Origin of the sequence: Micromonospora sp. NPDC051006, from assembly GCF_044456245.1 — a bacterium.
Taxonomy (GTDB): Bacteria; Actinomycetota; Actinomycetes; order Mycobacteriales; family Micromonosporaceae; genus Micromonospora.
On the sequence record NZ_JBITFP010000003.1, the window covers coordinates 512,000 to 522,997 of the forward strand.

The 10,998-nt window shown below is 73.1% G+C and carries 9 protein-coding genes; 6 read left to right on the plus strand and 3 right to left on the minus strand.

The annotated features are described in order from the left end of the window. Positions 1-79 precede the first annotated feature (79 nt). From ACIBBA_RS08735 to serA, 4 genes are all read left to right on the plus strand, one after another. Positions 80-1,960 carry an acetolactate synthase large subunit gene (locus ACIBBA_RS08735; RefSeq protein ID WP_396695155.1) on the plus strand — a complete coding sequence of 627 codons (1,881 nt, stop codon included), beginning with the start codon at positions 80-82 and terminating at the stop codon, positions 1,958-1,960. A gap of 27 nt (positions 1,961-1,987) precedes the next feature. Further along, on the plus strand, positions 1,988-2,503 hold the full coding sequence (ilvN, locus tag ACIBBA_RS08740; RefSeq protein WP_350869528.1) for an acetolactate synthase small subunit: 516 nt from the start codon (positions 1,988-1,990) through the stop codon (positions 2,501-2,503). Positions 2,504-2,591: 88 nt separating this feature from the next. Further along, on the plus strand, positions 2,592-3,605 hold the full coding sequence (gene ilvC, locus ACIBBA_RS08745) for a ketol-acid reductoisomerase (protein WP_357052608.1): 1,014 nt from the start codon (positions 2,592-2,594) through the stop codon (positions 3,603-3,605). 546 nt (positions 3,606-4,151) lie between these two features. Beyond that, positions 4,152-5,750, plus strand: a complete 1,599-nt coding sequence (gene serA / locus ACIBBA_RS08750; protein WP_396695158.1) for a phosphoglycerate dehydrogenase — start codon at positions 4,152-4,154, stop codon at positions 5,748-5,750. 78 nt (positions 5,751-5,828) lie between these two features. Here the strand turns inward: serA and ACIBBA_RS08755 are convergent, their stop codons facing one another. Together ACIBBA_RS08755 and ACIBBA_RS08760 are read right to left on the minus strand one after the other, a co-directional pair. Next, positions 5,829-6,185, minus strand: coding sequence for a hypothetical protein (locus tag ACIBBA_RS08755; RefSeq protein ID WP_357052615.1), 357 nt, complete (start codon positions 6,183-6,185; stop codon positions 5,829-5,831). 313 nt (positions 6,186-6,498) lie between these two features. Next, on the minus strand, positions 6,499-7,344 hold the full coding sequence (locus tag ACIBBA_RS08760; protein ID WP_396695161.1) for an FAD:protein FMN transferase: 846 nt from the start codon (positions 7,342-7,344) through the stop codon (positions 6,499-6,501). Between the two features lie 221 nt (positions 7,345-7,565). Between ACIBBA_RS08760 and ACIBBA_RS08765 the strand changes: the two genes are divergently transcribed. Both ACIBBA_RS08765 and ACIBBA_RS08770 read left to right on the plus strand, forming a co-directional pair. Further along, a complete protein-coding gene (locus tag ACIBBA_RS08765) occupies positions 7,566-8,597 on the plus strand; it encodes a 3-isopropylmalate dehydrogenase (protein WP_350869536.1) in 1,032 nt (343 codons plus the stop codon). 350 nt (positions 8,598-8,947) lie between these two features. Further along, positions 8,948-10,045 (plus strand): branched-chain amino acid aminotransferase, encoded by a 1,098-nt coding sequence (locus tag ACIBBA_RS08770; RefSeq protein ID WP_350869538.1) that lies wholly within the window; start codon positions 8,948-8,950, stop codon positions 10,043-10,045. Between the two features lie 71 nt (positions 10,046-10,116). On the opposite strand, the gene ACIBBA_RS08775 is transcribed toward ACIBBA_RS08770, so the two are convergent. Beyond that, positions 10,117-10,857 carry a tyrosine-protein phosphatase gene (locus ACIBBA_RS08775; protein WP_396695164.1) on the minus strand — a complete coding sequence of 247 codons (741 nt, stop codon included), beginning with the start codon at positions 10,855-10,857 and terminating at the stop codon, positions 10,117-10,119. Between the last annotated feature and the right edge of the window lie 141 nt (positions 10,858-10,998).

Genomic DNA, 10,998 nt, shown 5'->3' on the forward strand with positions numbered 1-10,998 from the left:
ATCTCCCAGGGACGGGCTCCGCCCGGGTCCCCATCCGCTCCACCAGCCGCACCCACTCCAGCCGAAGGCCTGAACCGCCATGACGAGACCCACGCCAGAGACACTCGCCCACTCCGCCCGACGGGCCCGCGCGGCCTCCGGGCCGGCGATCGACGCCGAGCCCACCGCCCGCGCCGCCGCCACCCCGGCCGCCCCGGCGGTACGGACACCCGCGCCGGCTCAGCTCTCCGGGGCCGGTTCGCTCGTGCGGTCCCTCGAGGCGCTCGGCGTCGAGGTCGTCTTCGGCATCCCGGGCGGTGCGATCCTGCCGGCCTACGACCCGCTCTACGACTCCTCCGTCCGGCACATCCTGGTCCGCCACGAGCAGGGCGCGGGGCACGCGGCGACCGGCTACGCGCAGGCCACCGGCCGGGTCGGCGTCTGCATCGCCACCTCCGGCCCGGGCGCGACGAACCTGGTCACCCCGATCGCCGACGCCTACATGGACTCGGTGCCGATGGTGGCGATCACCGGCCAGGTGGCCCGGCCCTCGATCGGCACGGACGCCTTCCAGGAGGCGGACATCCAGGGCATCACCCTGCCGATCACCAAGCACAACTTCCTGGTGCAGAACGCCGAGGAGATCCCGCAGGTGCTGGCCGAGGCGTTCCACCTGGCGAGCACCGGGCGGCCCGGCCCGGTGCTGGTCGACATCCCCAAGGACGTGCTCCAGGCGTCGACCACCTTCAGTTGGCCGCCGACCCTGGATCTCCCCGGCTACCGGCCGACCCTGCACCCGCACGGCAAGCAGATCCGGGAGGCGGCCCGGCTGATGACCACGGCCCGCCGGCCGGTGCTCTACGTCGGCGGCGGGGTGCTCAAGGCCGGCGCCACCGAGGGGCTGCGCCGGCTCGCCGAGCTGACCGGTATCCCGGTGGTCACCACGCTGATGGCGTTGGGCGCCTTCCCCGACTCGCACCCGCAGCACCTCGGCATGCCCGGCATGCACGGCACGGTCTCCGCGGTCTACGGGCTGCAGAAGGCGGACCTCATCGTGGCGCTGGGCGCGCGCTTCGACGACCGGGTGACCGGCCAGTTGGAGTCCTTCGCCCCCGACGCGGCGGTGGTGCACGCCGACATCGACCCGGCCGAGATCGGCAAGAACCGGCACGCGGACGTGCCGATCGTCGGCGACGCCCGGCACGTCATCGACGAGCTGATCGCCGCGGTCGGCGCCGAGCAGTCGGCCGGACACACCGCCGACCTCGCCGACTGGTGGACCCAGCTCGATGACCTGCGCAACCGCTACCCGCTGGGCTACGAGGAGCCGGCCGACGGCACGCTCTCCCCGCAGTACGTGATCAAGCGGCTGGGCGAGATCGCCGGCCCGGACGCGATCTACGTGGCCGGGGTGGGCCAGCACCAGATGTGGGCCTCCCAGTTCATCTCCTACGAGAAGCCGCACACCTGGTTGAACTCCGGCGGTCTCGGCACGATGGGCTACGCCGTGCCGGCGGCGATGGGCGCCAAGGTCGGCAAGCCCGACACGGTGGTCTGGGCGGTGGACGGCGACGGCTGCTTCCAGATGACCAACCAGGAGCTGGCCACCTGCGCCCTGGAGGGCATCCCGGTCAAGATCGCCGTGATCAACAACGGCAACCTCGGCATGGTCCGGCAGTGGCAGACGCTCTTCTACAACGAGCGCTACTCCAACACGGAGCTGGGCACCCACAAGCACCGCATCCCGGACTTCGTGAAGCTCGCCGAGGCGCTCGGCTGCGTCGGGCTGCGCTGCGAGAACGCCGCCGACGTCGACAAGACCATCGCGGCCGCCATGGAGATCAACGACGCCCCGGTGGTCATCGACTTCGTGGTCGGCAAGGACGCCATGGTGTGGCCGATGGTCGCCGCCGGCACCAGCAACGACGAGATCATGTTCGCCCGCGGCGTCCGCCCGGTCTTCGACGAGGATGACATCTGACATGAGTGAGCGAAGCGAGGTCGTGGCATGACGGTGCACACGCTTTCGGTCCTGGTGGAGAACAAGCCAGGTGTCCTGGCCCGGGTCTCCGGGCTCTTCTCCCGGCGCGGATTCAACATCGACAGCCTGGCCGTCGGCGAGACCGAGAACCCGGACGTCTCCCGCATCACCATCGTGGTCAACGCCGAGTCCTCTCCGCTGGAGCAGGTCACCAAGCAGCTCAACAAGCTGGTCAACGTGCTCAAGATCGTCGAGCTGGACCCGCAGGTCTCGGTGGCCCGGGAGTTGCTGCTGGTCAAGGTCCGCGCCGACCGGGCGGCCCGCAGCCAGGTGCTGGAGACGGTGAGCCTGTTCCGGGCCCGGGTGGTCGACGTGGCGCCGGACACGCTGACCATCGAAGCCACCGGCACGCCGGACAAGCTGGACGCGTTGCTGCGCGACCTCGAACCCTTCGGCATCAAGGAGATGGTCCAGTCCGGGCTGGTGGCGATCGGGCGCGGCTCGCGTTCGATCACCGCGGGACCCGCGCTACGGGCCGCCTGACCTGACGGCCGGCCCGCGCGGGCCGCCGTCGACCCAACCGCACAGACCACGACGGGCCGTCCGGGCCGTCGTACGAAAGGGAAGTTTCATGAGCGTTGAGGTGTACTACGACGACGACGCCGACCTGGGCCTGATCCAGGCCAAGAAGGTCGCGGTCATCGGCTACGGCAGCCAGGGCCACGCCCACGCGCTGTCGCTGCGCGACTCCGGTGTCGACGTGGTCATCGGCCTGCCGGTGGGCTCGAAGAGCCGGCCGAAGGCCGAGGAGCAGGGTCTGCGGGTGGTGACGCCGGCCGAGGCGGCGGCCGAGGCCGACGTGATCATGGTGCTCGCCCCGGACACCGCCCAGCGCAGCCTCTACACCGAGGCGATCGCGCCCAACCTGGCCCCGGGCAAGGCGCTCCTCTTCGGCCACGGCTTCAACATCCGCTACGACCTGATCAAGCCGCCGGCCGAGATCGACGTCGCGATGATCGCCCCGAAGGGCCCGGGCCACCTGGTCCGCCGCCAGTACGTCGACGGCAAGGGCGTGCCCTGCCTGGTCGCGGTCGAGCAGGACGCCTCCGGCAACGCCTTCGCGCTCGCCCTGTCGTACGCCAAGGGCATCGGCGGCACCCGGGCCGGCGCCATCCGGACCACCTTCACCGAGGAGACCGAGACCGACCTCTTCGGTGAGCAGGCCGTGCTCTGCGGCGGCGCGGCGGCGCTGGTGCAGACCGGCTTCGAGGTGCTCACCGAGGCCGGCTACGCGCCCGAGGTCGCCTACTTCGAGTGCCTGCACGAGCTGAAGCTCATCGTCGACCTGATGTACGAGGGCGGGATCGCTCGGATGCGCTACAGCGTCTCCGACACCGCCGAGTACGGCGACCTCTCCCGCGGCCCGCGCGTGATCGACGCCCGGGTCAAGGAGGAGATGCGCAAGATCCTCGGTGAGATCCAGTCCGGCGAGTTCGCCCGCGAGTGGATCGCCGAGGACGACGCGGGCCGGCCGAACTTCGCCAAGTGGCGCGCCGAGGGCGCGGCGCACCCGATCGAGGAGACCGGCCGGAAGCTGCGCGGCATGATGAGCTGGGTCGACCGCCCGATCACCGAGACCGCCTGACACTTCCCCGGGTGCGTCCGGTCGTCGGGTACGACCGAGCGCTCCACCGGCGGCCCCGACCCGGCGCTCTCCCCAGCGCCGGGCCGGGGCCGCCGTCCGTTCTGCCCGGCCGCCCCGCCGGCGGCAGCGCGCCGCCGTCTCGCCGGCGGCGGCGGTGCGCCGGGCCATTAAGCCGCGTCGGATGCTCACGTGGTGGGACCGGGTGACCAACGCCTCGGCCGGGGCCGGGCCGGACCGGGGTGGATCGAGTCGGGCCGGCGGGCGGAGCAGGGCGACGCGGACGCGAGCGGCGCGTCCGACTCCTCCGCTGGCGGTGCCGCCTACGGTGGTATCGGCGCAACGCGACGGTGAACGGGGGGTTGCCGGCGGCCGACACGGTGTGTGAGGGCGCTCACCCCGCGGTCCGGGGCACCTCGGCCAGCCCGCCCCCTACGATCGCGTTAGGTGCGTAGCCGGCACCTGACGGCCATGATCCGGATCGGCGCAGGGCGCAGTGCGGCGTCCGACCGCCCCGGCCGACCGCTCTGACTACAGCTACGAGGACCGATGAATCCTGTCGTACTGATCGCCGAAGAACTCGCTCCCGCCGCCATCGAGGTGCTCGCGCACGACTTCGACGTCCGCCACGTCGACGGCACCGACCGCCCGGCCCTGCTCTCCGCGCTCGCCGAGGCCGACGCCGTCATCGTCCGCAGTGCCACTCAGATCGACGCCGAGGCGATCGCCGCCGCGCCGCGGCTCAAGGTGGTCGCCCGCGCCGGTGTGGGTCTGGACAACGTCGAGGTGCCGGCCGCCACCGCACGGGGCGTCATGGTCGTCAACGCCCCCACCTCCAACATCGTCTCCGCCGCCGAGCAGGCCGTCGCACTGCTGCTCGCCGTCGCCCGCAACACCGCCGCCGCGAGCGCCGCGCTGAAGGCGGGGGAGTGGAAGCGGTCCAAGTACACCGGCGTGGAGATCCAGGGCAAGACCGTCGGCGTGGTCGGCCTCGGCCGGATCGGCGTGCTCTTCGCCCAGCGGATCGCGGCCTTCGGCACCCGGCTCATCGCGTACGACCCGTACATCCAGCCGGCCCGCGCGGCCCAGCTCGGCGTCCGCCTGGTGGGTCTGGAGGAGTTGCTGCGGGAGAGTGACTTCATCTCCATCCACCTGCCGAAGACGCCGGAGACGGTTGGCCTGATCGGCGAGAAGGAGCTGGCCGTCGTCAAGCCGGGCGTCCGGATCGTCAACGCCGCCCGGGGCGGCCTCGTCGACGAGCAGGCCCTCGCCGACGCGATCGCCGAGGGGCGGGTCGCCGGTGCCGGCGTGGACGTCTACGCCAAGGAGCCGTGCACCTCCTCGCCGCTGTTCGCCTTCGACAACGTGGTGGCCACCCCGCACCTGGGCGCCTCCACCAACGAGGCGCAGGACAAGGCCGGCCTGGCGGTGGCCAAGAGCGTGAAGCTGGCGTTGCAGGGCGAGTTCGTGCCGGACGCGGTGAACGTGCAGGCCGGCGGCGTCGTCGCCGAGGACGTCCGGCCGCTGCTGCCGCTGGCCGAGAAGCTCGGCCGGGCGTTCACCGCCGTGGCGGGCGGGGTCGCCGCCAGCGTGACCGTCGAGGTGCGGGGCGAGATCGTCAACCACGACGTGTCGGTGCTCAAGCTCGCCGCGACCAAGGGCCTGTTCAGCTCGGTGGTCGAGGAGCAGGTCACCTACGTCAACGCGCCGCACCTGGCCGCCGAGCGCGGCGTCGAGGTCACCCTGGCGACCCAGGCCGACACGGTCGACCAGCCCGCGCTGGTCACCGTCCGCGGCGCCCTGCCCGACGGGCGGACGGTCAGCGTCTCCGGCACGGTGACCACCAGCGGTGCGCGCGACGTCATCAAGCTGACCGAGGTGGACGGTTTCGACGTGGAGATCGGCGCGGAGGGCATCCTGCTCTTCCTCCGCTACGCCGACCGCCCCGGTGTGGTCGGCACCGTCGGCACGCTGCTCGGTGAGGCCGGCATCAACATCGCGGCCATGCAGGTGGCCCGTCGGGAGGCCGGCGGCGAGACGCTGATGACGCTCACCGTCGACCAGGCGCTCGGCGCCGACCTGCTCACCTCCGCCGCCGACTCGATCGGCGCGACGGCGGCCAGCGCCGCGGACCTGCGCGACGAGTGACCTGACGGCAGCACGACGGGGGGCCCGGCGATCCGCCGGGCCCCTTCGCCGTACCGGGGCCGTTTCCGGTCCCGGTACTCAGCCGGGCAGCCGGGCCGGTGGCGGGTAGACCGAGCCGTCCTGGGCGTCGAAGAGCATCAGCCCGTGCTCGCCGGCGAGCCGCTCGATGTCGAGCAGCACCTGATCCGCGCAGGTCGGATACAGGTTCATCTCGATGTGGTCGTTGGCCGCGTGCAGCGGGGCGACCTCCCACGGGGTGCCCGGCCTGGCCGGCCGGTCGGGGTACGCGGCGGTGATCGCCCGGTAGAACGTCACCACGCGCGGGTCGGGATGACGGTCGGCGTGCTGCCCCTGCCGGCACCGCTGCACCGCTGCTCGCACGTCCTCAGGCGTCGCCCCGTCCGGCAGGGCCCACACGCTCAGATCGAAACTCACGGCGCACAGCGTGCCATTGAACGTTCACCGTGTCGAAACTGCCCCGCCGCAGGCCAGCCGCTGAGTTGCCACACTCCTGCCGGGACGGTCCGCTGTGGAGACTCTTGCGTCGAGTTGCGTCGATTCGCTAGCGTACCGGTGCGGTCATCGGCCGAGTCCGGGACGTCGGCCCGTCTTCGGGTGGCGCGGTCGACCCTCGGCCCGACCGGCCCGCACCCCTCGATTGCGCGAGCCACGCGCACTCGTCGCTGACCGGCCCCCACGGCCGTTGCCGCGGGCGTGGGGGCCGATCGCGCGGCCCCCGGCGGTTTCTTCAGCGGCGGTGGGCGAAGAGCGCCCGATAGTCGGAGCCACCCCGGAACCAGGCGAGCCCGCTCGGGCCGGCGGCGTAGAGCGCGGTGGCGTAGGCGTCGGCCACCGCGAGGTCCGGGCCCACCACGGTCGCGGCGACCAACTGATCTGCCGGCTCCCCGGTGTGCGGGTCGACCACGTGCCCCTGCCGCCCGCTCACCCCCGAGGTGCCGACCGCGCCGGTGGTCATCTCAAGCACCAGCGGCACCTGGTCACGGTCGGTCGGGTGGTGCACGGCCACCCGCCATGGCCCGCCGTGCGCCGCGTGGCCGCGTACCACCAGGTCGGCGCCGGTGACCACGGCGTAGTCGTGGATGCCGTTGGCGCGCAGCCGCGCGGCCGCCCGCTCCACCGCCCAGCCGCCGAGCAGGCCGCCGGGGTCGAAGCCGCCGGGCACCGCCCAGGCGTCGAACCAGCCGTCGGTGGCCGCCCGCATGGCGGCGCAGCGGTCCACCAGGTCGGCCAGCGGGGCGTAGGACGCGGGGCTGATCTCGCCGCGGCGCAGCCGGGAGACCAGGCTCTCCGGGCGGGTCGGGCCGTAGGTGAGGTCGATCGCGCGCAGCTCGGCGACCGCGTCCCGCAGCGCCTCGCCGACCGCCCGCCGGCCCAGCCAGTCGGGCGCGTTGAGCAGCAGCGTGTAGTCGGCCGTCGCGGTCTGTACGGTGTGCTGCACCGCGATCCGGTCGCCGGTCACCGTGCCGGCCCGGTCGAACCGTGGGGTACGAGGGCCGAGCCGCAGATCCGGACGGCGATGCCGGAAGGCGGACAGGTCGGGCCACCGGGTCCGCGGCTGCTCGTCGATGCGCATGGCGAATCGCTCCCTCGCGATGGGCGGTCACGCCCTCGCGACCACCGGCACGGGCCCCCGTGACCCGCTCGACTACCAGGCTAAGCAGCGAAGATGACCGCACCATGAGTCCCGCCTGGGAGAGTGCTGTGCATGTCGAAGTCCCATGATGTGGACGATCCGTACCGGGGTGCGGGACGTCGACGTACCGTGGTCGGGACGGCGAGCAGAGGAGCGCAAGCGTGGCACGGATCGCGGTGGTGGCCGGGGACGGGATCGGTCCCGAGGTGGTCGCGCAGGCCCGCAAGGTTCTCGACGCGGTGCTCCCCGGCGTGCAGGCCACCGAGTACGACCTCGGCGCCGCCCGCTGGCACCGCACCGGCGAGGTGCTGCCCGACTCCGTGCTGGCCGAGCTGGCCGGGCACGACGCGATCCTGCTCGGCGCGGTCGGCGACCCGACCGTGCCGCCCGGCGTGCTGGAGCGCGGCCTGCTGCTCAAGCTGCGGTTCGCCTTCGACCAGTACGTCAACCTCCGCCCGTCACGGCTCTGGCCCGGGGTGGCCGGCCCGCTCGGCAGCGTGAAACCGGGCGAGGTCGACCTGGTCGTGGTGCGCGAGGGCACCGAGGGGCTCTACGCCGGCGCCGGCGGCTCACTGCACCGGGACACCCCGGCGGAGATCGCCACCGAGGAGAGCCTGAACACCCGGCACGGGGTGGAGCGGGTGATCCGCGACGCGTTCGCCCGGGCCCGCCGCCGTGAGCGGCGCAAGGTCACCCTCGTACACAAGACCAACGTGTTGACCCACGCCGGCTCGCTCTGGTCGCGCACCTTCGACGCGGTCGCCGCCGAGCACCCCGACGTGAGCACCGAGTACCAGCACGTCGACGCGGCGGCGATGTTCCTGGTCACCCAGCCCCAGCGCTACGACGTGGTGGTCACCGACAACCTCTTCGGCGACATCCTGACCGACATCGCGGCCGCGGTGACCGGCGGCATCGGGCTGGCGGCCAGCGGCTGCATCAACCCGGAGGGCAGCTACCCCTCGATGTTCGAGCCGGTGCACGGCTCGGCGCCGGACATCGCCGGTCAGGGTGTGGCCGACCCGGTCGCCGCCGTACTCTCCGCCGCGCTCCTGCTCGACCAGCTCGGGCACGGCGACGCCGCGGCCCGGGTCACCGCCGCGGTCGCCACCGAGCTGGCCGGCCGGGCACCGGGCGTACCGGTGCGCACCGCGGAGGTAGGCGACCGGCTCGCCGGTCACGCGGCCGGCTGACGCCGGCACGACGCGGATACTCGGCCGGTCCCGGCTCGGCGGCCGCGCTCCGGCGACCTGAATCCGGCGCGGCTCCGGCCGCCCGGCCCGGCGGCGCCTTCGATGGCGGCGCGGCCCGCACCGGGCGCAACCGCAGCGCGGCTCGGCGTGCGGGTCCGTTCCTGTTCCGGACGACCGTCGTGGTCTGTCGGACGGCGACGGCGGCGGGCGCTTCGGGCGCCGCCCGTTCGGGCCGTCGCACGGCCCGGGCGGCGCTACCCGCTGAACGAACGTTCGGGGTAAGTTTTCTGAGCATCAGTGCAGTCGGCGTGCGGTCCCGCACGCCGTTGTCCGGCAGGGAGGTCAGCGCGATGAGCGGTGGTGACAAGCTCGAATTCGAGATCCGTCCGAATCCCGCGCCGGTATCCGCCGCGGACCGGGCCGCCCTGCTGGCCAACCCCGGGTTCGGGCGGGTCTTCACCGATCACATGGTGACCATCCGCTACGCCGACGGCAAGGGTTGGTACGACGCCCGGGTCGAGGCGCGCGGTCCGATCCCGATGGACCCGGCGGCCGCCGTGCTGCACTACGCGCAGGAGATCTTCGAGGGGCTCAAGGCGTACCGCACCGCCGACGGCGGGGTCACCATGTTCCGTCCCGAGGCCAACGCCGCCCGGTTCGCCACCTCGGCGCAGCGGATGGCGATGCCGGCGCTGCCGCAGGAGGCGTTCGTCGACTCGCTGCGTCAGCTCATCGAGATCGACCGGGAGTGGATCCCGACCGGCGCCGACGGCAGCCTCTACCTGCGACCGTTCATGTTCGCCAGCGAGGTCTTCCTCGGCGTCCGCCCGGCCAACGAATACCTCTACGTGGCGATCGCGTCGCCGGTCGGGGCGTACTTCGCCGGCGGGGTCAAGCCGGTGAAGGTCTGGGTCTCTCCGGACTACACCCGGGCCGCCCCCGGTGGCACCGGCGCGGCGAAGTGCGGCGGCAACTACGCGGCCTCCCTGGTCGCCCAGGCCGAGGCGATCGAGCACGGCTGCGACCAGGTGGTCTTCCTGGACGCGGTGGAGCGTCGGTTCGTCGACGAGCTGGGCGGCATGAACGTCTTCTTCGTCTACGACGACAACACCGTGGTGACGCCGCCGCTGACCGGCACGATCCTGCCCGGCATCACCCGCGAGTCGGTGCTCACCCTCGCCGCCGAGGCCGGGCACCGGGTCGTGGAGCAGCCGATCACCTTCGCCGACTGGCAGGCGGACGCGGCCAGTGGCCGGCTGCGCGAGGTCTTCGCCTGCGGCACCGCCGCGGTCGTCACCCCGATCGGCGAGGTCCGCTTCCCGGACGGGGAGTTCCTGATCGGCGGCGGCGAGCCCGGGCGGGTCACCATGGCGCTGCGCCAGCAGCTGGTCGACCTGCAGCGCGGCGACGCCCCGGACCCGCACGGTTGGGTGCGGCGCGTCCTCTAAAGACCGATCGGCCACGGCCCCTGCCCCCTTCGCGGGAGCGGGGGCCGTAGCCGGTGCCGGTGCGGGCGGGGCTAATCGAGCAGGTGCTCGCGCAGGGCGGTGAGCTGGGCGTCGGTGACCCCCGCGTGGCGCAAGTAGCCCTCGACCGACCCGTGTCCCGCGCGCAGTTCGGTGAGGAAGAGCCGCATCGCCTCGGGCGGCGAGGCGAGGAACGGCGCCGGCACTTCCGCGGCGTCCGGCGCGGTGGCCGCCAGCCAGGCGCTGAACCGCTGCGACGCCGCGTTGGTCAGCCCGTAGTCCTCGGCGATCTCGTCGTCGGCCACGCCGAGCACGGCGAGGGTGAGCGCGCAGACGATGCCGGTGCGGTCCTTGCCGGCCACGCAGTGCACGACGACGGGGGCGTTGGTGGCGTCGGCGATGAGTCCGACCGCCTCGGCCAGCCCGGCCGTGCCGGTCTGCGCGAGATCGGCGTAGCGGTCGGCGAGGTAGCGGGCCAGGCTGGTGCCGGGCTCGTGCGGCCGCTCACCCCACTCGGCGTGCTCGGGATGGATGTGCCGCCAGGTCAGGCCGTCCCAGTCGGGAACGCGGCCGTCACGCTCCACCTCGTACGGACGGCGCAGGTCGATCACCGTGCGGACGCCGAGGGCGGTGAAGGCCGCCCGGTCGGTCTCGTCCAGCCGGTGCAGCGAGTCGGAACGGTAGAGCCGGCCCTGGCGCACGGTGCGCCCGTCGTGGCCGGCGTAGCCGCCGACGTCACGGAAGTTGAACGTCGCGGAGAACGGGATGTGCCGGGTGACCTCGGTGGCGTCCACCCCTGACACGGTACCGGGCCGGGGGGGGGTGGCCCCCCCCCCCCCCCCCCCCCCCACAACCCCCCCCCCCCGAGCAGCCGCGCGGTGCCGGGAGCCAGGGGGCGCTTATGCCACCGGGATTTAGCCGGAGATTGCGGGCGT

Bases quoted from the DNA above. Each gene is read 5' to 3' on its own strand.
- serA (WP_396695158.1), top strand. From the start codon at position 4,152: ATGAATCCTGTCGTACTGATCGCCGAAGAACTCGCTCCCGCCGCCATC.
- ilvC (WP_357052608.1), top strand. From the start codon at position 2,592: ATGAGCGTTGAGGTGTACTACGACGACGACGCCGACCTGGGCCTGATC.
- ACIBBA_RS08760 (WP_396695161.1), bottom strand. From the start codon at position 7,344: ATGCGCATCGACGAGCAGCCGCGGACCCGGTGGCCCGACCTGTCCGCC.
- ilvN (WP_350869528.1), top strand. From the start codon at position 1,988: ATGACGGTGCACACGCTTTCGGTCCTGGTGGAGAACAAGCCAGGTGTC.
- ACIBBA_RS08770 (WP_350869538.1), top strand. From the start codon at position 8,948: ATGAGCGGTGGTGACAAGCTCGAATTCGAGATCCGTCCGAATCCCGCG.
- ACIBBA_RS08735 (WP_396695155.1), top strand. From the start codon at position 80: ATGACGAGACCCACGCCAGAGACACTCGCCCACTCCGCCCGACGGGCC.